Source organism: Rhodovulum adriaticum (assembly GCF_004345735.1).
In the GTDB taxonomy this organism is placed as follows: Bacteria; Pseudomonadota; Alphaproteobacteria; order Rhodobacterales; family Rhodobacteraceae; genus Rhodovulum; species Rhodovulum adriaticum.
Window position 1 is genome coordinate 1 of record NZ_SLXL01000005.1, and the last position, 24,868, is coordinate 24,868.

General features: G+C 68.3%; 22 protein-coding genes. 7 read left to right on the plus strand and 15 right to left on the minus strand.

Annotated elements, in window-relative coordinates:
* The 6 genes from EV656_RS08915 to EV656_RS08940 all read right to left on the minus strand — a co-directional run.
* Window positions 1-530: GlgB N-terminal domain-containing protein (locus tag EV656_RS08915; RefSeq protein WP_425057174.1), on the minus strand; the 530-nt coding region annotated here is incomplete at its 3' end.
* A 225-nt stretch (window positions 531-755) separates the two neighbouring features.
* A complete protein-coding gene (locus EV656_RS08920; RefSeq protein ID WP_132602531.1) occupies window positions 756-1,250 on the minus strand; it encodes an Hsp20 family protein in 495 nt (164 codons plus the stop codon).
* Window positions 1,251-1,382: 132 nt separating this feature from the next.
* Entirely contained in the window at window positions 1,383-2,198 is an 816-nt protein-coding gene (locus EV656_RS08925) for a trypsin-like serine peptidase (RefSeq protein WP_165918974.1), read from the minus strand.
* A 59-nt stretch (window positions 2,199-2,257) separates the two neighbouring features.
* A complete protein-coding gene (gene glcF, locus EV656_RS08930; protein WP_132602537.1) occupies window positions 2,258-3,550 on the minus strand; it encodes a glycolate oxidase subunit GlcF in 1,293 nt (430 codons plus the stop codon).
* Between the two features lie 4 nt (window positions 3,551-3,554).
* Window positions 3,555-4,757 carry an FAD-binding protein gene (locus tag EV656_RS08935; protein ID WP_207287138.1) on the minus strand — a complete coding sequence of 401 codons (1,203 nt, stop codon included), beginning with the start codon at window positions 4,755-4,757 and terminating at the stop codon, window positions 3,555-3,557.
* A gap of 65 nt (window positions 4,758-4,822) precedes the next feature.
* Window positions 4,823-6,256: an FAD-linked oxidase C-terminal domain-containing protein gene (locus tag EV656_RS08940; RefSeq protein WP_132602540.1), complete on the minus strand. Its 1,434-nt coding sequence runs from the start codon at window positions 6,254-6,256 to the stop codon at window positions 4,823-4,825.
* 83 nt (window positions 6,257-6,339) lie between these two features.
* Between EV656_RS08940 and EV656_RS08945 the strand changes: the two genes are divergently transcribed.
* Window positions 6,340-7,038, plus strand: coding sequence for a DUF599 domain-containing protein (locus tag EV656_RS08945; protein WP_132602543.1), 699 nt, complete (start codon window positions 6,340-6,342; stop codon window positions 7,036-7,038).
* Between the two features lie 113 nt (window positions 7,039-7,151).
* Window positions 7,152-7,550 (plus strand): hypothetical protein, encoded by a 399-nt coding sequence (locus EV656_RS08950; protein WP_132602546.1) that lies wholly within the window; start codon window positions 7,152-7,154, stop codon window positions 7,548-7,550.
* A gap of 9 nt (window positions 7,551-7,559) precedes the next feature.
* Here EV656_RS08950 and EV656_RS08955 read toward each other — a convergent pair whose 3' ends face one another.
* Genes EV656_RS08955 through EV656_RS08970 form a run of 4 tightly spaced genes read right to left on the minus strand, consistent with a single transcriptional unit; the run spans window position 7,560 to window position 14,243 of the window.
* Window positions 7,560-9,611 carry a glutamine amidotransferase gene (locus tag EV656_RS08955; RefSeq protein WP_132602549.1) on the minus strand — a complete coding sequence of 684 codons (2,052 nt, stop codon included), beginning with the start codon at window positions 9,609-9,611 and terminating at the stop codon, window positions 7,560-7,562.
* Entirely contained in the window at window positions 9,608-12,367 is a 2,760-nt protein-coding gene (locus tag EV656_RS08960) for a DUF4159 domain-containing protein (protein ID WP_132603015.1), read from the minus strand. The genes EV656_RS08955 and EV656_RS08960 overlap by 4 nt, the downstream gene beginning before the upstream one ends.
* Window positions 12,367-13,239: a DUF58 domain-containing protein gene (locus EV656_RS08965; RefSeq protein WP_132602552.1), complete on the minus strand. Its 873-nt coding sequence runs from the start codon at window positions 13,237-13,239 to the stop codon at window positions 12,367-12,369. Before EV656_RS08965 ends, EV656_RS08960 begins: the two co-directional genes overlap by 1 nt.
* On the minus strand, window positions 13,236-14,243 hold the full coding sequence (locus tag EV656_RS08970) for an AAA family ATPase (protein WP_132602555.1): 1,008 nt from the start codon (window positions 14,241-14,243) through the stop codon (window positions 13,236-13,238). The genes EV656_RS08965 and EV656_RS08970 overlap by 4 nt, the downstream gene beginning before the upstream one ends.
* 83 nt (window positions 14,244-14,326) lie before the next feature.
* Here EV656_RS08970 and EV656_RS08975 point away from each other — a divergent pair, with 83 nt between their 5' ends.
* Entirely contained in the window at window positions 14,327-14,893 is a 567-nt protein-coding gene (locus tag EV656_RS08975; protein ID WP_242469111.1) for a DUF1285 domain-containing protein, read from the plus strand.
* Between the two features lie 3 nt (window positions 14,894-14,896).
* Complete coding sequence (locus tag EV656_RS08980; protein ID WP_132602561.1) at window positions 14,897-15,673, plus strand: hydroxypyruvate isomerase family protein; 777 nt, start codon at window positions 14,897-14,899, stop codon at window positions 15,671-15,673.
* Window positions 15,674-15,774: 101 nt separating this feature from the next.
* Here EV656_RS08980 and EV656_RS08985 read toward each other — a convergent pair whose 3' ends face one another.
* Together EV656_RS08985 and EV656_RS08990 are read right to left on the minus strand one after the other, a co-directional pair.
* Entirely contained in the window at window positions 15,775-17,193 is a 1,419-nt protein-coding gene (locus tag EV656_RS08985) for an FAD-binding oxidoreductase (protein ID WP_132602564.1), read from the minus strand.
* 50 nt (window positions 17,194-17,243) lie between these two features.
* Entirely contained in the window at window positions 17,244-18,074 is an 831-nt protein-coding gene (locus tag EV656_RS08990; RefSeq protein WP_132602567.1) for an MBL fold metallo-hydrolase, read from the minus strand.
* Window positions 18,075-18,209: 135 nt separating this feature from the next.
* Between EV656_RS08990 and EV656_RS08995 the strand changes: the two genes are divergently transcribed.
* The gene (locus EV656_RS08995) at window positions 18,210-18,554 is read left to right on the plus strand and encodes an SH3 domain-containing protein (RefSeq protein WP_165918975.1); all 345 of its coding nucleotides are present in this window, start codon (window positions 18,210-18,212) and stop codon (window positions 18,552-18,554) included.
* Here EV656_RS08995 and EV656_RS09000 read toward each other — a convergent pair.
* Genes EV656_RS09000 through thrC form a run of 3 tightly spaced genes read right to left on the minus strand, consistent with a single transcriptional unit; the run spans window position 18,551 to window position 21,785 of the window.
* Complete coding sequence (locus EV656_RS09000) at window positions 18,551-19,135, minus strand: GNAT family N-acetyltransferase (RefSeq protein WP_132602573.1); 585 nt, start codon at window positions 19,133-19,135, stop codon at window positions 18,551-18,553. The genes EV656_RS08995 and EV656_RS09000 overlap by 4 nt on opposite strands.
* The gene (locus EV656_RS09005) at window positions 19,135-20,397 is read right to left on the minus strand and encodes a M16 family metallopeptidase (RefSeq protein ID WP_132602576.1); all 1,263 of its coding nucleotides are present in this window, start codon (window positions 20,395-20,397) and stop codon (window positions 19,135-19,137) included. The genes EV656_RS09000 and EV656_RS09005 overlap by 1 nt, the downstream gene beginning before the upstream one ends.
* Window positions 20,394-21,785 (minus strand): threonine synthase, encoded by a 1,392-nt coding sequence (gene thrC, locus EV656_RS09010; RefSeq protein ID WP_132602579.1) that lies wholly within the window; start codon window positions 21,783-21,785, stop codon window positions 20,394-20,396. The genes EV656_RS09005 and thrC overlap by 4 nt, the downstream gene beginning before the upstream one ends.
* A gap of 324 nt (window positions 21,786-22,109) precedes the next feature.
* On the opposite strand from thrC, the gene tldD reads away from it, so the two are divergent.
* Together tldD and dprA are read left to right on the plus strand one after the other, a co-directional pair.
* Window positions 22,110-23,531 (plus strand): metalloprotease TldD, encoded by a 1,422-nt coding sequence (tldD, locus tag EV656_RS09015; protein WP_132602582.1) that lies wholly within the window; start codon window positions 22,110-22,112, stop codon window positions 23,529-23,531.
* Window positions 23,532-23,685: 154 nt separating this feature from the next.
* Entirely contained in the window at window positions 23,686-24,855 is a 1,170-nt protein-coding gene (dprA, locus tag EV656_RS09020; protein ID WP_243695694.1) for a DNA-processing protein DprA, read from the plus strand.
* The last annotated feature ends 13 nt before the right edge of the window (window positions 24,856-24,868 follow it).

Consider the following 24,868-nt stretch of genomic DNA (forward strand, 5'->3'; position numbering starts at 1 on the left):
GTCGCACCGCGCCGCCGCATCGGATGGCGCCGCCCGTCCCACTGGTTGAAGGGGCCCACGACGGAAACCCGCCGCGCATTCGGCGCCCAGACCGCGAAATGCGTGCCCGAAACCCCCTCATGCACCAGAACATGCGCCCCCAGAACCTGCCACAAACGCTGATGCGTCCCCTCCCCCAGCAGATACTCGTCCATCTCGCCGATCACAGGGCCGAACCGATAGGGATCCTCAAACTCCCACACATGCCCACCCCCGTCAGTGGCGCGCAGACGGTAAACACCAGCGCAAGGAAAGGGACCGGAGAAGAGGCCCGCGTATCCGGGAACCGGGGCCAGATCCTGTTCGCCGACCTCCCCCTGTGGGATCGCCGTGATCTGTTCTGCCCCGGGCACCAACGCGGTGATGTGGCGCTGTCCATCGCACCCGTGGGGGCCGAGAACGGAGAAGGGATCGGGATGGGTGCCTGCGACGAGCCGCGCGTAATCGTCCAGCCGCCGGGGGCTGGCATGGTCTATTGCGTGTTGGGTCATGGGCCAAACGCTAACATCGCGGGACTGGCCTTCAACCGCGGGGCGGCCAGAATGCCAAAATTGCAGCACCGTTGGCGAAATCCTGTGCAGCCGGTTCGGTCAGGGCGCCCCATAGCGGCGGTGATCCGCCCAAAGCAAAGCGGCCTGCCCGCAGATCGGGCAGGCCGCGTTCGGCGTCTTGGGCGTTCGGGCGGTCGCGCACCGCCCGAACCGGGGCGTTAAGGCTCAGACCGCCGCGCCCTCGGCGGTTTCGGCAGAGCCGTCCTGGCCGGTCTTCGCCTCGATCGCGCGGGTGGTGGTGCTGGCGATCTCGATCCGGCGGGGTTTCAGCGCCTCGGGCACCTCGCGCACCAGATCCACATGCAGCATGCCATCCGCATGGCTGGCGCCGGTCACCCGCACATGATCAGCCAGCGCGAAGCGGCGTTCAAAGGCACGGGTGGCGATACCCCGGTGCAGGTAGGTGCGTTCGGTTTCCTCGGGCGCCTTGCGCGCGGAAACCACCAGTGCGCCCTCTTTCACCTCGACCGACAGTTCCTCGGCAGAGAACCCGGCCACGGCGATCGAAATGCGATAGCCGTCCTCGGACGTTTTTTCGATATTGTAGGGGGGATAGCTGGGCTGGGTCATGTCGCTGGACAACACCCGGTCCATCATGTCCGCCACACGGTCAAAGCCGACGGTCGCCCGATAGAGCGGGCCGAAATCGTAATGTCGCATATCACATCCTCCTGATGAGCGATGATCTGGTTCGACCCTCCCGCAGGGGACGGGCCGGTTTCAGGGTTGCGGACCCGGTATCGGCGCCCGCAAGTCACATCTGGGAAAGGGTTTTCGCGCTTTCAAGCCCCCTCAGGGGCGGATGACCTTGGCCCCGCCACCGCCCCACGCGGTGCCCTGGCCGAAACGGTGCATCGGCGGCACGGCCTGCCCGACCAGCCCCTGCCCCGACGCCAAACGCGTCTGCAACATCGCCACGTCATCGCCCAGCCGTGCGCCCAGGGCCACCTCGCGGCCAGCGGCCTCGGCCCGGGCGGAAACGACGGAAACGATGCGCGGCACGCCCCCCTCTACCCGGAAGACCGGCGCGCCAGAGGCCCCGAAATCCACCGAACAGGTCAGCACCAGCACCGCCGGGCCGCGGGCCATCACGCGGCAGGCATCCTCCAGCGAGGGGGCCTCGGCCCGGCCGCGGGCATAAGACACGACGCCGACCTGCCCGCCCATCCCCGGCGCCGCGCCGACCCCAAGCGGCGCCAGCCCCGGCAGGCGCAACGGGTGCTGCAGCTCCAGCAGGGCCAGATCATGGGCCACGCGGGACATCTGGTCGCTGTCGGCAAAGCGGTAATCGGGATGCACGACCGCGCGGCGAATGGCGCGGTAGGCCTCTGCCCGCCCCAGGCGCAGGCCGGGCAGAAAGCGGATGCCGGACAGGTCCAGTTCCGCCCCGCTGCGCGAATCGTACAGGCAATGGGCCGCGGTCAGCACCTGATCCGGGGCAATCAGGGTCGCGGTACAGAAACTGCCGCCGCCCAGATCCAGCCGGCCCACGGCCTCCCACCCGCGAGAGTCATCGCCCGTCTGCAGGGCGCGCAGGGCCACGTCCTGGGCCGCCGCCAGCGGCGCGCACAGCCAGACCATCAGCCACACCAGAACCATCCGCAGCATCGCCATCCTCCTTGTCCCGCAACCCTAGCCGCAGGGCGGGGCAGGATTATGGCATGCGCTCAGGCCGCGCGATCGTCCAGCACACGGGGGCGCGGCCCGCCGGTCGCCCAGTCCAGCAATTGCACCGTATGGACCACCGGAACCTCGGTCCCCGAACCGATCTGCATCAGGCACCCGATATTGCCCGCGGCGATCACTTGCGGTTCCTTCGCCTCAAGCGTGCGAACCTTGCGCTCTTTCAATTGTGCCGAAATCTCGGGCTGCAACAGGTTGTAGGTGCCGGCGGACCCGCAGCACAGGTGGCTGTCCGCAGGCTCTACCACGTCGAAACCTGCGCGTTTCAACAGCGTCTTGGGCGCATCCTTGATCTGCTGACCGTGCTGCAACGAACAGGCCGCGTGATAGGCCACGCGCAGGCCGCCCGCCGCTTGCGGTATCTCCAGCCGCATCAGCAATTCGCTGATGTCCATCGCGCGTTCGGCCACGGCCTGGGCCTGCGGCTGCAACGGGTCGCCCGCGAACATGTGGCCGTAATCCTTGACCGTGGTGCCGCAGCCGCTGGTGTTGATGACGATGGCATCCAGCCCCTCGCCCTCGATCTCGCGCCCCCAGGCGCGGATATTGCGCGCGGCCTGGGCGTGGCTTTCGCGGGTCTTGCCCATGTGATGGGTCAGCGCGCCGCAACAGCCCATGCCGCGGGCGATCACCACCTCGCAGCCCAGGCGCCGCAGCAGGCGAATGGTGGCATCGTTGATATCGGTATCCAGCGCCTTTTGCGCACAGCCCGTCAACAGCGCCACCCGCATCCGGCGCGGCCCCTTGGCCGGGAAGATCTGCGGCTTGTCGTTCAGGCTGGGCGGCGGCACCTGATCGGGCACCATCGCCATCATCGCCTTGATGCGCGCATCGGGCAGCAGCGCGGCCACCGGGCGGCCCAGCCTTGCCGCGCGCATCGCCAGCCGGAAGCGCGCCGGATAGGGCAGAACACGCGCCAGCAGCCAGCGCAGGGCACGGTCGCTGAACGGGCGTTTATAGGTCGCCTCGATATAGGCGCGGGCCTGATCGACCAGATGCATGTAATGCACCCCAGAAGGGCAGGTCGTCATGCAGGCCAGGCAGGACAGGCAGCGGTCGATATGCTTGACGGTCTTTTCATCCGCGGGCCGGCCGCTTTCCAGCATGTCCTTGATCAGGTAGATGCGGCCGCGGGGGCTGTCCAACTCGTCGCCCAGCACCTGATAGGTCGGGCAGGTGGCGGTGCAGAACCCGCAATGCACGCAGGCGCGCAGGATCTGGTTGGCGCGCGCGACGGCGGGGTCGGCCAGTTGCTCTTCGGTGAAATTCGTCTGCATGATCTCAGCCCATCAGCCCGGGGTTCAGAATACCGCGCGGGTCGAACTGCGCGCGCAGCCCCCGGGCCAGCGCATCCAGCGGCGCGGGGTCGGGCTGAAACACCGAAACCTGCGCGCGCACCTCTTGTGGCGCCTTGACCAGGGTCGCGTGACCGCCGCCGAACTCGGGATCGGCCATCGCCCCTTGCAGGTCACGGTGGAACCGCACCGCCCCCGACACCGCGTCATCTGCCCCGTAAAGCGGCGCATATTCGGCGGCCTGCTCCGCGCTCATCCCGATCCAGCACAGCCCGCCCGCCCAGTCATACAGCCGCTCGAACCGGGCGGTGCGGTCCAGATCGCCCCGAATACCGGCCCGCAGCGCACCGGGCGCCATCGACACCCGCCAGACATAAGGAAGATCGGCCAGCGCCTCGACATCGCGGATGGCCCGCCACAAAGCGGCATTGGCCTCGGCCCCGGTCTCGACCGCGACTTCGCCCAGATCCGACAACAGCGCGATCAGGCGATCCGCGCGATAGGCGACCGATCCGGCAAACCCCTCCAACCGCAGATGCACCGCCCCCGCGCCCGGCACCCAGGCCGCGCCGGACACCTCGAACGGGCTCTTCATCGCGCGCGTCATCGCGTCAAAGGCCCCCTCGCGCCCCGCCCCATGCAGCGTCAGCGTCGCCACGGCCTCGGGCGTGGGCAGAACCTTCATGGCCACCTCGCTCAGCACGCCCAGGGTGCCCCGGCTGCCGGCCATCAGCTTGACCAGATCATAGCCGGTGACATTCTTCATCACCCGCCCGCCATTGCGCAGCACCTGGCCCCGCCCATCGACAAAGCGTACCCCCAACAGCGCATCGCGGCAGGCGCCAACCTGAATACGCCGCGGCCCGGAAATGTTCCCGGCGACGACCCCGCCCATGGTCGGCGCGCCCTCTGTCCCCAACAGCGCGCGGTGGTCCATCGGCTCAAAGGCCAGCCGCTGCCCCTCGCCCGCCAGAACCTCCTCCACCTCGGCAACCGGCGTGCCCGCCCGCACCACCAGCGTCAGCGCGCCCGGCTCGTACAGTTCCACCCCCGAAAGCCCGGCCAGGCTCAGCGCCGCGCCCTCGACCGGCGCACCGACCGACCGGGTGCCGCCACCGACGATCCGCAGGGGACCGTCCGCACTGGCCACCGCCTCGGCCAGTGCGGCCTCTGTCTCTGGTCTAATCATGCTTCTTCTTGGTCCCAAATACCCCAGGGGTGAATTGTCCGCAGGACAAGAGGGGGCAGCGCCCCCTAGCCCGCGCGCCGTCGCGCGGTGGTCTCCAGCGGGAAAACCTTGGCCGGGTTCAGCAGCCATTTCGGGTCGAACACATCCTTCACCCGCAACTGCGCCTCGATATCGGGGGCGTCGAATTGCACGTTCATCAGGTCGCGCTTTTCGATGCCCACGCCATGTTCGCCGGTCAGGCAGCCGCCCGCCTCGACGCACAGCTTCAGGATTTCCGCACCCAGGGCCTCGCACCGTTCCAGATCGCCCGGCTTGTTGGCATCGAACAGGATCAGCGGGTGCATGTTGCCATCGCCCGCGTGGAACACGTTGGCCACGTCCAGCCCGAATTCGCCCGACATCTCGCCGATGCGCCGCAACACATAGGGCAGTTCGGACACCGGGATGGTGCCGTCCAGGCACATGTAGTCGTTGATCTGCCCCATCGCGCCAAAGGCGGACTTGCGCCCCAGCCAGATCCGCGCGCTTTCCGCCTCGGACCCGCTTTCGCGCAGTTCCACCGGGTTGTGGGTGCGCGCGATCTGCTTGATCAGGCCCAGTTGTTCGTCGATTTCGGCGGGGCTGCCCTCGACCTCGACGATCAGCAGTGCCTCGCAGTCGGGATAGCCCGCCCCGGCAAAGGCCTCGGTCGCGCGGATGCAGGGACGGTCCATGAACTCGATGGCGACCGGCAAAACGCCGGCCTTGATGATGTCGGCGACACAGGCGCCCGCCACCTCGGAGGAGTCGAAGCCCATCAGCACCGGGCGCGCGCCCTCGGGCTTGGGCAGGATGCGCAGCGTGGCCTCTGTCACCACGCCCAACTGCCCCTCTGACCCGCAGATCAGCCCCAGCCAGTCATAGCCGCCGGCATCCAGATAGGCGCCGCCGATTTCAACCACCGTGCCATCCATCATCACCAGCGTCACGCCCAGCAGGTTGTTCGTCGTCACCCCGTATTTCAGGCAATGCGCCCCGCCGGAATTCATCGCAATGTTGCCCGCGATGGCACAGGCCAGCTGGCTGGACGGATCGGGCGCGTAAAAGAACCCATCGCCCTCGACCGCGCCGGTCACGGACAGGTTCGTGCGGCCCGACTGCACCCGGATGAAACGGTTGTCATAGTCAACCTCCAGCACCTCGTTCAGCCGCGCCACGCCCAGGATCACGCTGTCGGCGGTGGGCAACGCGCCGCCCGCCAGTGACGTGCCCGATCCGCGGGGCACCACAGGCACCCCCTCCTGGTGGCAGATGCGCAGGATGTCGGACACCTGTTGCGTGGTCGAGGGCAGCACCGCCGCCAGCGGCGGGCAGCGATAGGCGGTCAGCGCATCGCATTCATAGGCGCGTGTTTCGGCCGGATCGTCGATCACCGCGTCGCGGGGCAGGACGGATCGCAGGCGCTGCACGATCTCTGCCTTGCGGTCCAGAACGGCGGTGTCGGGGGCGGGCATCTCCATCGGCGCACTCCATCATTATTGGTAAGTTTTTATAACCAATAATGACCGCTGACAAGTGGATTCGGCTGGGGCAGGCTCGGATCATGGAATTGATGGACCGCCTTGCCCTGTTCACGCCCCTGGATGCTGCCGCACTGGCGTTGTGGCTGGCGGCGTGGTTCGCCACCGGCCTGGCGATCGAGCATCCACCGGCGGGCAAGCCCTCGGTCTCTGTGCTGATGACCCGGTTCCGGCGCGAGTGGATGCAGCAGCTTGCCGCCCGGCAATCGCGGATCTTCGATTCCAATATCCTGTCGACCCTGCGCCAGGGCACAACCTTTTTCGCCTCGGCCTCGATGATCATCATCGGCGGCGGGCTGGCCCTGATCGGCAACACCGAGCGTCTGCTGGGCATCGCCGAGGATCTGACCCTACAGGACGCCCCCGCCGTGGTCTGGGAATTCAAGATCATGGCGTTGCTGCTGCTGGTGGCGAACGCCTTTCTGAAGTTCGTCTGGTCGCACCGGCTGTTCGGCTATTGCGCCGTCATCATGGCCGCGGTGCCCAACGATGGCAGCAGCCCCCAGGCGCTGGCGCGCGCCGCCCAGGCGGCCGAGATCAACATCAACGCCGCGCGCAGCTTCAACCGGGGCATGCGGTCGCTCTACTTCGCCCTGGGCGGGCTGGCTTGGCTGTTGGGGGCGGTGCCGCTGATGGTGGCGACGGGTGTTACCGTCTTTGTGCTGTGGCGGCGTGAATTCGGATCGAATTCACGGATCGCGCTGTTGGCACGCACCGACTGAGCGAACGGCAGCCAGCGCCGCGCCCCATGGCGCGCGGATCATTGGTGTTGCGCCAAACCTTGGGATCTGGGTTTACTCTAGGGAAACCAACCACCCAGCAAGCAAGGCCAGCCATGAAACACCTGATCGCGGCAGCGGCGACCGCGCTGATCTGGGCACCCGCCCTTCAGGCCCAGGCGTGGGAAACCATCGAAACCTTTGGCGGGGCATGGGCCAGCGATTGGGGAGAGGTCTGGGTGATGCCCCGGGCGGCGGGTTACCAGGGCACCTACGAAGAGGACAACGGACGCTTCACCCTGGACTATGACGGGCACGTCTTTGTCGGCTACTGGGCCGAGGACATGTCAGGCCAACGCTGCGACGTGCCGCTGATGGGCAGCTATTACTGGGGCCGGCTGGAATTGGGCAACAGCAGCACCTATCCGGGGTTCCGGATGCTGTGGGGCTATTGCAACCAGGGTCCGCTGGACAAGGTCTGGACCTTCTACGAACGCCTGCCCGACGGGCTGTAGGGCGCGCCCCTAGCGCCGCCCCTCGCGCAGCCAGGCCCCCAGGCTGAAGGCCGCGGCCAGCAACAGGAACGCCCAGGCCGGGGCCAGCGGGGTGATCCGCACATCCGCCGTCAGGTAGGCGCCGCGCGGGGTGATCCCGATCCAGCCACGCCCGGCGGCGGCGCGTCCCTCGCGCACGGTGCGGATATCGGGCATGCCGGCCGACACCGGCAGGATGCCGCCGCGCGTGGCATCGACCGGGCCCGCCAGCCGTGCGCCGCTGGCAATCGTTTCCTCAAACTCGCGCGGGGCTGCGGGGCCAAGCGCGATGACCGTGTCCAGGTCATCATCGGCTAGGCGGTACAGCCCGATTTCCGGCCCCTCATAGGTCGCCTGAAAGCGGCCCGGTGCAACCTCTTGCAGGGTCACCTGTTCCTCCGATCCGTCCGGGCGGGTCACGGTCACGCTGCGCGCGCCCTCGGACAGGGTGCGGCGGGTGATCGTCATCCGGCGGCCCTCGGCCTCGGCGCTCAGGGCCTCTTCTTCCAGGTCGGGTTCACGCATCATCCAATGCGCCAGGCGCCGCAGCAGTTCCAGTTGCGGCCCGCCCCCCTCGAACCCGCGATTCCACAGCCACGCGTGATCCGAGGCCAACAGCGCCACGCGCCCCTCGCCCACACGGTCCAGCACCAGCAGTGGGCGGTCGCCAAGCCCGCTCATGACGACCTGCCCACCCTTGGGGGTCAGGTCGATCAGGCGGAACCAGCGGCCCCATTCGCCGCCGGCCTCGGCCTTCAGGCCCTGGGTGACCGGGTGGCGCTGGCCAAGATCGGTAATCGCGGGGGCGTAGCCCTCTTCGATCACGCGGGCGGTGGGTTCAGCAGGCAGGATGTCAGCCAGGGGCGAGCGATAGATCGATTCCGCGCTGGCGAAATCGGGACCGGCGGCGATCAGCACCGCGCCGCCCTTTTCCACGTAGTCGCGGACGTTTTCCAGATACAGCATCGGCAGGATGCCGCGCCGCTTGTAGCGGTCAAAGACGATCAGGTCGAATTCGTCGATTTTTTCGAGAAACAGCTCGCGCGTGGGAAAGGCGATCAGGGACAATTCGCTGACCGGCACGCCGTCCTGCTTTTCCGGCGGGCGCAGGATCGTGAAATGGACCAGATCCACCGAACTGTCCGATTTCAGCAGGTTGCGCCAGGTCCGTTCGCCCGGGTGCGGTTCGCCCGACACCAGCAGCACCCGCAGCCGGTCGCGCACCCCGTTGATCTGCACCACGGCGGCGTTGTTGCGGTCGGTCAATTCGCCCGGCTGCGCGGCGACAGAGAACTGGATGACGTTGCGGCCCGCGTGCTCCAGCATCACCGGCAATTCCAGGTCGCGGTTCAGCGGCACGGTATAGGTCTGCGGTTCGGCCCCGTCGATGGCGATGTCGATCTGCGTGGTGGCATCGGGGGGCACGGGCGCGGCGCCTTGATCCTCGATCCGCAGGGTCAGCATCACCTCTTCGCCCAGAATGGCAAAGGCGGGGGCATTCGTGACCACCAGCCGCCGGTCCCAATCGTCGGGTTGCCCGGTCAACAGCGCGTGCAGCGGCGCGGGCATGTCGGGGGCGCGGTCCAGGTCGTGCAGTTGCCCATCGGTCAGCAGGATCGCCCCGGCCAGACGGGCGCGCGGCACCTCGGCCAATGCCTCGGCCAGGGCGGTCATCAGCAGGGTGCCCTCATTCCCCTGCCCGTCGCCCAGCCGGACGATGCGCAACTCGGTGTTGTCCAGGCGGGCGACCTCGGCGCGGACCGCCTCGACCGCCTGTGCAGTCTGGTCGGGGCGGTCGGCCAGGCGCTGGCTGGCACTGTCGTCCACAACCAGAACGACGATATCTGACAGGGGATTGCGGTCCTCGGTCTGGAGCGAGGGGTTGGCCAGCGCCGCCAGCACCGCCGCCGCGGCCAGACCGCGCAGCCACCAGCCCCCCAGACCGCGCCACAGCGCAAGGCCCACCATGCCCACGGCCAGCGCCAGCGCGGCCCACAAAACCGGCCAAGGCAGCAGCGGATCCAGGATCACGGCCCCGCTCATTGGCCCAACCTGTCCAGCAGCGCGGGCACATGCACCTGATCGGATTTGTAGTTGCCGGTCAGCACATGCATGATCAGGTTCACCCCGAAGCGGACCGCGATTTCCCGCTGTCGTTCCCCGGCATAACCCCGCCCCACCGGAAACATCGCCGCGCCCCGGTCATCCACAGCCCAGGCCGCCGCCCAATCGTTGCCGCCGACCACGACCGGCGTCACCCCGTCGTTGAGGTCGCGAAACGGCATGCCCTCGGCACGGGCGGCGTCGGGCGGCGCGGCCTCGACCCAGACATCGCGGCTGTTATGTCGGCCGGGGAAGTCTTGCAGCAGGTAGAATGTGCGCGTCAGGACGTGGTCGTCGGGAACCGGCTCCAGCGGCGGGATGTCCAGCGGGCGGGCCAGTTGTTGCAGCCGCCGCCCCTCGGGCGAGCCGCCGCCGAACCCTGCTACATTGGCGTCGCGCGTGTCGAACAGGATCATGCCGCCGGTGCGCAGATAACGGTTCAGCTTGGCATAGGCCTCGGACGAGGGCAGCGGCTGGGTCGCGGTGACAGGCCAGTAGAGGAACGGGAAAAACGACAGTTCATCGGTTTCCAGGTCCACCGAAATCGGGGCTGCCGGTTCGATGGATGTGCGCTGGAACAGCTTTTGCGACAGCCCGCGCAGGCCCGCCTGTGCGATCCGGTCCACCTGCGCGTCGCCGGTCACGACATGGGCCAGCACCACCTCTGACGTGGCACGCAGCGCCATTTCGTCATCGGCCTGCGCCTGCGCGTCCACCGGCAAGGCCAGCGCAAGCAGCACTGCCGCCACAGCAGCGGGCCGCGCCCCGCGCAGCCGCCCCGACAGCCACAGCGAGGCCAGGATATCGACCGCCAGCAGCGCCAGCGCGCCCGCCAGAAGCCACCCCTTCAGCAGTGTTTCGCGGGCCACCGACAGCCCCTCTACGGGGATGCGGGCGGGCCATGTGGCGGGGGCAAGCGCGGCTTCGGGACCGATCACGTTCAGGGCCAGGCGCCGATCCTCGCCCGCATACAGCCCCGGCGGCAGGCCGGGGCCGGGCCGCGCATCGGCCAGGGTTTCGCCCGCGACACCGGGCAGCGTGCCAGCCTCTCGCACGGTGCCGAAGGCATCCAGCACCGCCTCGGGCACCCAGGTCGTGCCCTCAAGTTCCGCAGCCGCGGGCCGGGCGGGGCGGGTGGACACCGCCAGCCGTTCCAGCATCTGCACGAACAGGCCCGACAGCGGCAGGGTGGACCATTCCGCGTTGGCGGTGACATGGAACAGCACCACCTGCCCCTTGCCCATCCGTTTACGGGTGACCAGCGGGGTGCCATCGGTCAGCGCCGCGATCGAGCGTTCGGCAAGGGCGGGGTCCGGCTGGGCCATCACCTGCGCGGTGACCCGCACATCATCCGGCACGGACAGGCCGAAAAACGGCGAGGTCTCGGCAAAGGGGCGCAACCGCTTGGGCTCTCCCCAACTCATCGCGCCGCCCACGGTACGCCCGCCCGCGCGCAGGCGCACGGGCATCAGGGCGTCCTCTTCGGCGCGGCTGACATCCGAGGCCGCCAGCCGCGCCCCGGCAAAGCGCAACAGCAGCCCGCCCTCTTCGACCCAGGTCTGCAAATCCCCGGCCTCGGCCGGGGCCAGCGTGGCGACATCGGCCAGCACGATCACGTCCGGGTTGGCCAGGATCACGTCCGACAGGGGGCCCTCGACCAGGTCCGCGGTGGGGGCCAACGCCTTTTCCAGGTAATGCAGGGGCGAAAGCAGCTCCAGCCCCTCGCGGTTGTCGCGGCCCGCGATCAGGGCCACCTCGCGCCGCTTCAGGCTGTCATCGGTCAGGGTCACGGCACCTGCCGCGCGCACGCCCTCCACCGCAAAGCGGCTGATGCGGTTGCGCAACTCGGGCGGCAGAACCAGCGCGGCCTCGGCCGTGGTCGCGCCCGCCTCGAATGTCGCGGGCACACGGGCCAGCACCCGTTCGACCCCGGCCGGATCGCGGCCCGTCGCGGCCAGCGTCACCTGTGTTTCTGCACCGGCCCGCGCGCGCAGGGCGGTCAGGGTGATTGCCCCGTCTGCAAATTCCGCCGGGCGCAGGGCGACCAGCGGGCGCGCGCTTTCGAACACGCGCACATCGCCGGATGCCTCGAACGTCGACAACAGCTCTTGCCTGCCCGCATATTCCATGCCGCCTGACATCCAAAACGTATCGAACCCGCCGTCCAGCCCCGTGGCCCAGTCGGCCAGGCGCTGCGGGTCGGGCGCCCAGGGCGCGGGGTCCAGCCCCGCCAGCCGCGCGGCCCAGGCCTCGGCCGCCTGAAACGGTAACCCGGCCTCGGGCAGGTCCGTCGCCTGTACCACGGCCACGGGGCGCCCATCGCGCGCGGCCTCGTCCAACGCCGCGCCGACCCGGTCCATCCGGCGTGCCCAGTCGCGGGCATCGGCCCATGTCCCGTCGATAAAGACCAGCAGCGGCCCCCGCCCCGGTTCGCGGGCATCCGGGTTCAGCACCGGCCCGGCAAAGCCCACGATCAACGCCGCCACTGCCAGCATGCGCAACAGCAGCAGCCACCACGGCGTGCGGTCGGTCTGGGTGTCGTCATCGGTCAGCCCCAGCAACAGCGCCACACCGGGAAAGCGGCGCCGTATTGGCGCGGGCGGTACCGCGCGCAGGATCAGCCACAGCGCGGGCAGCGCCACCAGCGCCCATAACAGCAGCGGCGCGGTAAATCCTATGGGGCCCAGCGTCCACATCACTGTGCGCGCTCCAGCGCGCGATACAGCCACAACAGCGCCCCTTGCGCCCCCTCGCCCGTGTGATGGGTGGAATAGTGCCACCCCGTGACACGGGCCAGATCCGAAAGGCGCTGTTTGCGTTCGGCCAGGCGGTCCAGATAGCGCGCGCGCAGATCGCCCGCCTTCAGCGTTTCATGGCTGAGGGTGCCGGCCATGCTCTCAAAAATCGTGCGCCCGTCAAAGGGAAACGCCTCTTCGGCCGGGTCCAGGATCTGTAGCATCGCGCCCTTGACGCCACGGTCGGCGGCCTCGGTCAGGGCGGCCTCTACCGGGGCCAGATCGCCCAGGAAATCCGACAGGAACACCGCGCGGGCATGGGGCGGCATGCCGGTGGCATCGGGCGTGCCGTAATCGGCGGCACCATCCGCGCCCAAGGCCTCTGCCAGACGCAGCAGTTGCAGCGGCCCGCGGCGCGGCGGCAACTCTGCCCCTGTCAGGCCCACGCGTTCGCCCCCGCGCATCAGCAGGACAGCGACCGCCAGGGCCAGCACGCGGGCGCGCTCGGCCTTGGTGGGATGGTTCCTTTCCCCCGAAAACCCCATCGAGGCCGCGTCATCGACCCACAGCAGCACGCTTTGCGCCGCCTGCCATTCCTTTTCGCGCACGAAATGCGCATCCGACCGGGCGGATCGGCGCCAGTCGATCATCCGCGCCTCATCCCCCGCATGGGCCGGGCGATATTGCCAGAATTCATCCCCCACGCCCGCGCGCCTGCGCCCATGCTCGCCCAGCAGAACGGCCTGTGCCAAATGCTCGGCCTCAGCCAAGAGCGGCGGCAGGGCCTCGGCCAGGCCCTCGGCCCGGGCGCGCAGGGTGGCGGGATCGCTCACGCCGCGGCCTCAACCCGGACGGTGTCGCGCGCTACGGCCTCGATCAGGGCGGACAGGCTTTCGCCACGGGCGCGCGCGGCAAAGCTCAGCGCCATGCGGTGGGTCAGAACCGGGCCGGCCATCTTGATCACGTCATCGGCGGACGGCGCCAGCCGCCCCTCCAGCAGCGCCTGCGCCCGCACGGTCAGCATCAGCGCCTGCGCCGCGCGCGGCCCAGGCCCCCAGGCGACGTTGTCGCGCACGATGGGCGCGGCCTCTGGCTGGCCCGGGCGGCAGGCGCGCACCAGATCCAGGATCAGTTCGACAACCCCCTCGCCCACGGGCATGCGGCGCACGGTCTTTTGCGCGGCGATCAGTTGGTCTGCGGTAAAGACCGCATGTGCCGCGTCCTCCTCCAGGCCGGTGGTGGCCATCAGGATGTCATGTTCCGTCTTGCGGTCCGGGTAGGGCACATCGATCTGCACCAGAAAGCGGTCAAGCTGCGCCTCGGGCAGGGGATAGGTGCCCTCCTGCTCAATCGGGTTTTGCGTTGCAAGAACATGGAAGGGCGGGGTCAGCGGATGCGCCTCACCGGCGATGGTCACCGATTTTTCCTGCATCGCCTGCAACAGCGCCGATTGCGTCCGGGGGCTGGCGCGGTTGATCTCGTCCGCCATCAAGAGCTGACAGAAAATCGGCCCCTCGATGAACTTGAAGGCGCGCGCCCCATCGGCGCCGGTTTCCAGAACCTCAGAGCCCAGAATATCGGCGGGCATCAGATCCGGCGTGAACTGGATACGCGCCCCGTTCAGCCCCATGACCGTGGACAGCGTGTCCACCAGCCGCGTCTTGCCCAGCCCCGGCAGACCGATCAGCAACCCGTGCCCACCGCACAAAAGCGCCGAAAGGGTCAGGTCAACCACTCGTTCCTGCCCGATGAAACGCTTGGTGATGCTGGCCTTGGCCTCGGCCAGGCGCTCGCCCAGGGTCTCGATTTCAGCCACCAGCGCGGTGTCGTCGGACATGACAAATCTCCCTGTTCCCTTATATCGGGTATTAAAGGCAGATATCGCACGCGGCACAAATGGCAAAAACCGGGAGCGGACAAATGATCGTGAAACCCGACGCCGAAGCGCTGGCAAAAGCGGCCCGCGCCGCCACGCAGGATGGCCTGCCGCCGGTGCACAAATGGAACCCGCCCTTTTGCGGCGACCTGGACATGCGCATCGCGCGCGACGGAACCTGGTTCTATCAGGGCACGCCGATCGGGCGGCCCGGGCTGGTGCGGCTGTTTTCAACCATACTGAAGCGCGAGGGCGACCGCTATTTCCTGGTCACCCCGGTCGAAAAGGTCGGCATCACCGTGGATGACGCCCCCTTCGTCGCCGTGGATTTCGAACGCGGTGCGGATGGCGTGCTGACCTTTACCACCAATGTCGGCGACCGGGTCGCCGCCGGGCCCGACCACCCGATCCGGGTGGAACGCGCCCCCCAGAGCGGCGAACCCGCCCCTTATATCCACGTCCGCGCCGGGCTGGAGGCGCTGATCGACCGCAAAAGCTTTTACCGGCTGGTGGAGATCGGCGAAGAGGCAGAACACGAAGGGGAAAACTGGTTTGGCCTGCGCTCGGGCGGCGCGTTTTTCCCGGTCATCCCGGCGGCGGAACTGGCCTGAGCGATGCCCCGCTTCTGCGCGAATCTGGATTTCCTGTTCACCGAACATGCCTTTCTGGATCGTTTCGGCGCGGCGCGCGCAGCCGGGTTCGAAGCGGTGGAAATCCTGTTTCCCTATGACCACGACCCGCAGGAAATCGCCGCGCGGCTGGATGACGAGGGGCTGCACCTTGCCCTGATCAACACCCCCGCCCCCGACTGGGCAGAGGGCGGGCGCGGCAGCGCCGCCCTGCCCGGCCAGACCGCCCGGTTTCGCGCAGAGTTCGCCGCCGCCCGCGACCTGGCCGCGCGGCTGGACGCTGAGCATATCCATATCCTTGCGGGAATTGCGCAGGGCGGGGCGGCGCAGGACAGCTACTTGCAAAACCTGGCCTGGGCGGCCGACAACGCGCCGGATCAACCCCTGACGATCGAGCCGATCAACCCCCATGACATGCCAGGCTATTTCCTGAACGCGTTCGACCGGGCGGCCGAAATCCTGAAAACGCTGGCCCGGCCCAACCTGCATCTGCAATTCGACGCCTATCACGCACAACGCATTGCAGGCGACGTGCCCACCCTATGGGCGGACTACGCCCACCTCACCGCCCATGTGCAGGTCGCAGGCCACCCGGGCCGACACGAACCGGCGGGCGGTGACATCGACTATCCCGCCTTTTTCACTGCATTGGACGCGGGCGGTTACGCGGGCTGGGTCAGTGGCGAATACCACCCCGCCACGCGCACCGAAGACGGATTGGGCTGGTGCGCCCTACCCCAAACCGCGGCGCCGGAGGGATAGGGAAGGATTTGGGTATTTTGACCAAGAAGAAGGCTGGGCGCAGCCTATCCTTCTTCTTGGTCAAAATACCCATGGCGAGACATTTCCCGCCCGGCCTGCCCTCAGGACAGGGCGCGCAGGACGGCACCGGGGTTCATGATACCGGCCGGGTCCAACGCATCCTTGATCGCGCGCATCGCGGCCAGTTTGGCCGGGTCGGCATAGCGTTCCAGATCCTCGACTTTCAGCCGGCCGACACCGTGTTCGGCGCTGACCGATCCGCCCAGATCGTGCACCAGGTCGTGCACGCACGCCTTAATCGCGGTGCGCTTGTTCTCGTGTTGCGCGCGGGTTTCGCCGGGGCGCGGAAAAACATTGTAGTGCAGGTTGCCGTCGCCCACATGGCCGAAGCAGTTGATCCGGAAATTGCCGATCTCGGCCAGCGCCGGGCCGCCACGCGCGATCAGTTCGGGGATCGCGGACAGCGGGACCGAAATGTCGTGCGAGGAAATCGCGCCGATCCGGCGATTGGCCAGCGGGATGCTTTCGCGCAGGGTCCAGAAATCGATGCGCTGCGCCTGAGATTGCGCGATCAGCCCGTCGCTGACCAGGCCCGCCTCGAACGCCGCGGCGAACAGCCGTTCCAGCGCGGCGCCGGGATCCTGGCCCGCGCCAAGGCCAAGGTCGATCAACACCGTCCATTCGGGCGGGTCGGACCAGGGTTGGCGGATGTCGGGCATCGTTTCGGCCAGAAAATCCAGGCCCATCCGGTGGATAAGCTCGAACGCCGAAACCCCCTCGCCGATCTGGGCCTGTGCCATGGCCAGCAGCTCCAGCGCGGCGGCGGGGTCGCGCACGGCCAGCAGCGCCGCACCCGCTGCCGCGGGGGGCGGCACCAGCTTCAGCGCGGCGGCGGTGATGATGCCCAGGCTGCCCTCTGCCCCGATCAGCAGGTGGCGCAGATCATATCCGGTGTTGTCCTTGCGCAACCGTTTCAGCCCGTGCAGCACCGATCCGTCGGGCAGCACGGCCTCGACCCCCAGGCACAGGTCGCGGGCATTGCCGTAGCGCAGCACGTTCACCCCACCCGCATTGGTGGACAACAGCCCTCCGATCCGCGCCGATCCTTCGGAGGCCAGCGATAACGGAAATAACCGGCCCGCCTCTTCGGCCGCGACCTGCACGTCGGCCAGAATCGCGCCGGCCTCTGCCACCAGCACGTTTTCGGACGGGTGAACCGCACGGATCGCGCGCATCCGTTCCAGCGACAGGATCACCGGCGCGGGGCCCTCGGGCTGGATCTGCCCACCGACCAGCCCGGTGCCGCCGCCAAAGGGGACGATCCCCACCCGCGCCTGCGCACAGGCCCGCACGATCGCCGCGACCTCTGGTGTGGTGGCGGGCGCCAGCAGCGCGCCACCCTGCCCCTGATAGCGGCCGCGCGGTTCCTCAAGATAGGCGGGGGTCATCTCGCGGAAGGTCGCCGGGGGCAGCGTTGCGCGCAACTGGTCCAGCAGGTCGTCGGTAACAGGGTTCAGCATGGGCGATCCTTTCAGCCCCGGACAAACCACGCCGGACCCGGCCGATCAAGTCACAGGTCGGGGTCGCGGACCCCGCGCGGCTGCAGCACGACCACGGTCGGGCGGCTTGGCAGGCTGCGCAGGGACACCTCCAGCGAAGAGGTGCCGGGCCGTTCCACCGCGAAGGCGTCCGATATCCCTGCCAGGAACCGTTCCAGAGAGGATTGCCCGAACCAGTGCATCGGGATCACGACCGAGGATCGCAGCCGCGTCAGCACCCGGATCATCGTGGACAGGTCCAGGGTCAGGCCGCCATCGACCGGCGCCATCACCACGTCCAGCCGGCCAAGGGCGGCGTATTGTTCGGGTGTCGGTTCGTGGTGCAAATGGCCCAGATGCCCGATGCACAGGCCCGCGACCTCAAACACGAAGATGGAATTGCCGTTGGGCCGCACCGTCGCCCGGTCAAAGCCGCGCACATCGGTCGGCACGTTGCGCACCAGCATCTCGCCCAGGTCGACATGGTGATCGGCAGGCGCGCCGGTGCGGTCCGCCCAACCTTGCAGGACATGGGGAATGTCCGGGTCGGGAAAGGCGGTGAAATGGGTTTCGTGGGCGTTGTTCATCGTCACGACATCGGGCAGGCGCGCGGTCGGCCCGATGAAGCCGGTGTAATCCGTGGCCGCCACCAGGCCGCCGGGCGTTTCGATCACGAAGGTCGCATGCCCCGCAAAGCTGAGCCGCACGGTATGGTCGGGCAGCGGCGTGCCGAAACTGGCCCGTTGCACATAGGCCATCCCCGGCGCGGCATCGGCCAGCGCGATGCAGTGGCTTGGCCGGCGCTCTTGCGCGGTGGCGGGCAGCGCGAAAAGGGCAAGGATGAAAACGATCAGGCGTGTCATGGTCGGCTCCTCCCTGCGGGACAGATAGCGCCGGGCCGCCGCCTGTCACGACGCGCGGGTGATCTGCATCATGTCGGGCCACGCGGAACGCGCCTATGCTGGGTGCGGCGCGTTTGATCCATGTGGGGGAGAGCGATGAAACGGCTTGGAACACTTGCGGCGGCAGCCTTGGTCGCACTGGCAGGACTGCCCGCCATCGCGGCCGACTGTACCGGCCATGTGGTGGGTGTGAAACCGATCACCCATTACAACCATGCTGCGGGAAACGGCTTTCTGGCGGTGCGTACGGGGCCGGGAACCAACTTTCCGCAATTGGGTGAGCTGTACCTGGGGGACGAATTCTGGGTCGTGGACCGCCAGGGCAAATGGTTCCTGGTGGATTGCATGACCGGCCGGTGCCGGGATCCGTTGTGGGGGGCGGCAAACCCCATGGGCTGGGTCTATGGCAGCTATATCAGCATTGGCGGGGTCTGCCCCTAACCTGTCAGGGTCCGCCCCCGGCGGTCGCTGCGCAGGTTGGAATAGAGGACGTGATTGCGCCAGCGCCCGTTGATCTGCAGATAGCTTTGGGCGACGCCCTCATACTTGAACCCGCATTTTTCCAGCACCCCGCGCGAGGCAGCGTTTTCCGGCAGGCACGCGGCCTCGATCCGGGACAGATCGCGCATGACAAAGGCGTGGTGCACCACCGCCTCGATCGCCTCGCGCATGTAGCCCTGGCGCGCGAAGGGCTGGCCGATCCAATAGCCCAGAGTGCCCGATTGCGCCGGGCCGCGGCGGATATTGTCCAGCGTGATCGCACCCAGCAGCACATCGTCGGCGCGCCGCACCAGGAACAGCGGCAAGGCCGAGCCGGACCCCAACGCCCGCTGCGCCCAGTAGACCCGGTTGGTGAACGCCTTGCGTGACAGGTGGTCGGGCGCCCAGGCGGGTTCCCACGGGGTCAGGAAATCGGCGCTTTGGACGCGCAACGCCGTCCACGGGTTGAAATCGGAATGCGCCGGCGGGCGCAGGGTCATCCGCTCGGTCTCGATCCGGACCTTGCGCTTGAGCCCCAGCATCAGGCAGCAAGCCTGCCTTGCAGCGCATCCAGCGCCGGTGCGTCATCCACGGGACCGTACAGCGCCAGCGCCGGCCGGGCCTCGGTGACCAGCCGGCCCGCGAATTCGCGCACATCGCCGGTGGTCACGGCGTCGATTCGGGCGATGGTTTCCTCGATCTTGGGCACCCGGTCCCAGATCGCCACCAGCCGCGCCAGCCGTTCGGCGCGGTTCGACGAGCTTTCCAACCCCATCAGCAGCCCCGCCTTCAGCTGCGCGCGGGCGCGGGCGACCTCGGCCGGGGCGATGTCGCGGGCGGCGCGGGCCAGTTCGTTCATCGTCAGGTCCGCCAGTTCGCCCAACTGCGCGCCGCTGGTCCCGGCATAAAGCGTGATCAGCCCGGCATCCGCATAGGATCCAGCCTGCGCGAACACGGTGTAGCAAAGCCCGCGCTTTTCCCGCAGTTCCTGGAACAGGCGCGATGACATGCCACCGCCCAGGGCCGTAGCATAGATCTGCGCGGTATAGACCGCCGGGTCGCGATAGCCAGGGCACTCAAAGCCGAGGGCCATGTGCGCCTGTTCCAGCGGCTTGACCACGCGGCGTTCGCCCCCGGCAAAGCGCGCAGCATCGGGCGCGGGCGTCGGGGCGGGGTCCAGATGGCCGAACAGGGATTCGGCCAGCCGCACGATTTCATCGTGATCCACCGCACCGGCGGCAGACAGGATCATCCGGTCGGGCGTGTAATGGCGACGGACAAAGGCGAACAGGTCATCGCGGGAAAAACCGCTGACCCGTTCCGCGGGGCCCAGGATGGTGCGGCCCAGCGGCTGGTCGGGAAAGGCGACCTCTTGCAGCCAGTCGAAAATCACATCGTCGGGCGTATCCAGCACCTGACCGATTTCCTGCAGGATCACGCCGCGCTCGACCTCGATCTCGGCGGGGTCGAAGGTGGGGTTCAGCAGGATATCGGCCAGCACGTCCAGCGCCAGGGGCACATCGGCCTCCAGCACGCGGGCGTAATAGGCCGTCATCTCGCGCGAGGTATAGGCGTTGATATAGCCGCCGACATCCTCGATCGCCTCGGCGATCTGCAAGGTGCTGCGCTTTTCCGTGCCCTTGAAGGCCATGTGTTCCAGGAAATGGGCGATGCCGTTTTCAGCGGCCGTTTCGTTCCGGCCACCTGTCGCGACCCAGATGCCCAGTGCGGCGGATTTCAGCCCGGGCATATGTTCGGTGACGACCCGCATCCCGTTGGAAAGTCTGTGCAACTGGATGGTCACGCGCGGCGCCTTTCCTCGATCAGGGTTTCCAGCGCGGCCAGGTCGTTTTCGACGCCGGTCATCCGCTCGGACCGCGCGAACAGATCCGCCATGCGCGCGGGCAGGGGCGGGCGCAGGCCGGTGGCCTCCTCGACCGCGTCGGGGAATTTCGCGGCATGCGCGGTGGCCAGCGTAATCATCGGCGCGGCGCTGTCGGGCTGGTCCTGCGCCACCTTTACACCGACGGCGGAATGGGGGCACAGCACCTCGCCTGTCGTGGCGTGCAGGGCGCGGATTGTGGCGCGCGTCTCATCCTCGGACGCACGCCCCGAGGCATAGGTTTCGCGCAAGCCCTGCAAGGCGCCCTGGCTGATGGTGAACCCGCCCTGCGATTTCAGCGCGTCCATCTGCTGGGCCACGGCAGCCCCGTCGCGGCCATAGGCCTCGAACAGGGCCCGTTCGAAGTTGGAGGACACCTGGATATCCATCGACGGGCTGATGGAGGGCGTCACCCCGTGGGTTTCATAGGCCCCGCCGGTCAGCGCCCGGTGCAGGATGTCGTTCTGGTTGGTGGCGATCACCAGCTTTTCAATCGGCAGGCCCATGCGCTGCGCGATATGACCTGCGAAGATGTCGCCGAAATTGCCCGTGGGCACGGTGAACCGCACCGGGCGGTGCGGCGCGCCCAGGCTGACGGCGGAGGTGAAATAATAGACCACCTGCGCCAGCACCCGCGCCCAGTTGATCGAGTTGACCGCAGACAGCCCCACCCGATCACGGAAAGCGAAATCGTTGAACATGTCCTTCACGCGGGCCTGGCAATCGTCGAAATCGCCCTTCAGGGCCAGCGCGTGCACGTTGTCCTCGGACGGGGTGGTCATCTGGCGGCGCTGAACGTCGCTGACCCGCCCCTCGGGGAACAGGATGAAGACATCCACATTGTCCAGCCCGCGGAACGCCTCGATCGCGGCACTGCCGGTATCGCCGCTGGTCGCGCCCACGATGGTGATCCGCTTGCCCGACCGTTCCAGCGAGGCCTGGAACAGCTGGCCGATCAGCTGCATCGCGAAATCCTTGAACGCCAGGGTCGGGCCGTGGAAAAGTTCCAGCAGGAAATGATTGGGGCCAAGCTGGGCCAGCGGCGCGCGGGCGGGATGGTCGAACCCCGCATAGGCGCGTTCGATGATCGCGGCGAATTCGGCGTCGGTGAAGGCGTCCCCGACGAAGGGACGCATGATGCGGAACGCCGCCTCTTCATAGGACAGCCCCGCCAGCGCCGCGATGTCGCGCGCGGGCATGTGCGGCACGGTTTCGGGCACATACAGCCCGCCGTCGCGCGCCAGCCCTGTCAGCATCGCCTCTTCGAATGTCAGAACCGGGGCCTGCCCCCGCGTGGAAACATAGCGCATGTAACCGCCTATCCGTAAACCTGCCGCCTGATACGCCAGACAGCGGGCGCTGTCACCCCGGCAGACGGCAAGGTGCGGAAAAGACAAATCCGGAACCGCGGGAGCGCGCGGTTCCGGACGAGCCATAGGGCAACCCGGTGTCGGGAATTGCCCCGGTTCCCCGAGGCAGGTTTTTCCTGCGTTCGCCGGCGGGGCGGGAAAAATCCCGGCCCCGCCGTTGTTTCCACTCTTGAAGGAAAACATATTGGGCAGGACGACACAAGAAAAACCTGCGGCAATCTGCCGCTTTTGATCCAGATCAAGGACTGACGAGCGGAGTTATCTATGCAGCACCCCCCTTTCCGCCCCTTCGATACGATGCTTGACCGCGACCGCGCGCTGGCGCTGGTGCAAGAGGCCACGGCCGGGGCAGAGGATGGCGAGCTGTTCCTGGAACGCCGCCGGGCCGAGGTGCTGAGCTTCGATGACGGGCGGGTGCGCACCGCCAGCTATGATGCGTCCGAGGGATTCGGTCTGCGCGCGGTGAAAGGAGAGGCCGCCGGTTACGCCCACTCCACCGAGATTTCAGAGGCCGCGCTGAAACGCGCCACCGAGACCGCGCGGCTGGCCGTGGGCGCGGGCGGCGACACCCTGGCCGATGGCCCCGCCGCCACCAACCGCCGCCTTTACACCGACGCCGACCCGATGGCCGAGGCCAGCTTTGGCGTCAAGCTGGACACATTGCGCGAGATCGACGCCTTTGCCCGCGACCTGGACCCGCGCGTGGTGCAGGTGACCGCGACGCTGGCCGCATCCCTGCAAGAGGTGTTCATCCTGCGGCCCGACGGCACGCTGTTGTCCGACACCCGCCCGATGACCCGCCTGAATGTCGGCGTCATCGTCGAGGAAAACGGCCGCCGCGAATCCGGCAGCCATGGCGGCGGCGGGCGTGCGGGGCTGGCGGGCCTGATCGACCGCGACACCTGGCAGGCCAGCACGCGCGAGGCCCTGCGCATCGCCCTGGTCAACCTGTCGGCCGAGGCCGCCCCCGCGGGCGAAATGGACGTGGTGCTGGGCAATGGCTGGCCCGGCATCCTGCTGCACGAGGCCATCGGCCACGGGCTGGAGGGCGATTTCAACCGCAAGGGCAGCTCTGCCTTTGCCGGGCTGATGGGGCAACAGGTGGCAGCCCGGGGCGTAACCGTGCTGGACGATGGCACGATGCCCGACCGGCGCGGTTCGATCAGTTTCGACGACGAGGGCACGCCCAGCGGCAAGACCGTGCTGATCGAGGACGGGGTTTTGGTGGGCTATATGCAGGACCGGCAGAATGCGCGGCTGATGGGCGTCGCGCCCACCGGCAACGGGCGGCGTGAAAGCTATGCCCACCCGCCGATGCCGCGCATGACGAACACCTACATGCTGGCCGGCGATGCCGATCCGCAGGCGCTGTTGGGCGACATGGGCGACGGGCTGTACGCCGTCGGATTCGGCGGCGGGCAGGTGGACATCACCAACGGCAAGTTCGTCTTCTCCTGCACAGAGGCCTATCGTGTCAAGAACGGCAAGGTCGGCGCCCCGGTCAAGGGCGCCACCCTGATCGGTGACGGCCCGACCGCCCTGACCCGCATTCGCGGCATCGGCAACGACATGGCGCTGGACCCCGGCATCGGCAATTGCGGCAAGGCCGGGCAATGGGTGCCGGTGGGCGTGGGCCAGCCTAGCCTGTTGATCGGCGGGCTGACGGTCGGCGGCGCGGCGGCGTGACCCGCGCGGCCATGGGTATTTTTGCCAAGAAGAAGAGCGGCGCGCCGGGAGATTCGCGCAATGGGCGAGTTTTTCCGGCGCCGTTCATCTTGCGTTAACCCTCTCTGCGCCAGTGTGGCCCTACGGATGAGCGGAGCTGCGAAACGTGGAGAGCATTTCTTCCTACCACCCCCTCGCACCACCCACCCGGGAAGACTCCCTGGTTGCGTGGCTTCGTCTCATCCGGTCGCGCCGGGTCGGCGCAACGACCTTTTTCCGGCTGCTGGGGGAACATGGCAGCGCAGAGGCCGCGCTGGACGCCCTGCCCGGCGTTGCCCGCAGCGCCGGGGTCACCGAATACGCCCCCTGTTCCGCCGACACCGCCCGCGCCGAACTGGACCGCGGCCGCCACCTGGGCGCGGTGCCCTTGCCCTATGGCGCGCCGGGTTATCCGGCCGCGCTGATGGATCTGTCCGACGCGCCGCCGTTTCTGTGGGCCTTGGGTCGGCTGGACCTGGCCACCCGCCCGATGGTGGCGCTAGTGGGGGCGCGCAATGCATCCTCTCTGGGCACGCGCATGGCCCGCCGCCTGGCCGAGGGGTTGACCGGCGCGGGCTTCGTGATCGTGTCGGGTCTGGCCCGCGGGATCGACCGCGCCGCGCATCTGGCCGCGCTGGAGGGCGGGACCATCGCCGTGCAGGCCGGCGGCATCGACATTCCCTACCCCGCCGAAAACACCGGCCTTTTCCGCGACATCGGCGAAAAGGGCCTGCGGCTGAGCGAGCATCCCCCCGGCCTGCACCCGCAGGCGCGGCATTTCCCGCAGCGCAACCGGATCATCTCGGGGCTGGCCCGCGCCGTGGTCGTGGTAGAGGCCGCGGCGCGTTCAGGCAGCCTGATTACCGCGAAAACCGCCCTGGACCAGGGGCGCGAGGTGCTGGCCGTGCCCGGTCACCCGTTCGACGCGCGCGCGGCGGGCTGCAACATGTTGATCCGCGACGGTGCGGTGCTGGTGCGCGGCCCCGACGACGTGGCCGAGGCGCTGAGCGGCGCGGCGGCGCCCCCCTTGCCCGGCATCGCCGAAACCGCGCCGCCCCCGCCCAAACCGCGCCGCCGCATCACCGAGGTGCCCCAAACCCCCGCGCATGCGCAGCGCGACCGCCCCGCAACCGCGGACCTGCACCGGCAGATCCTCAGCCATCTGGGCCCCTCGCCCCTGGCAGAGGACCAGTTGATCCGCGATATGGGCCTGCCCGCCGGGCGCGTGACCCCCGAACTGGTGACGCTGGAGCTGGAGGGGCGGATTGCCCGCGCGCCGGGCGGCCTGCTGTCGCGGCGGGACTGAACGCGCCGCCGCC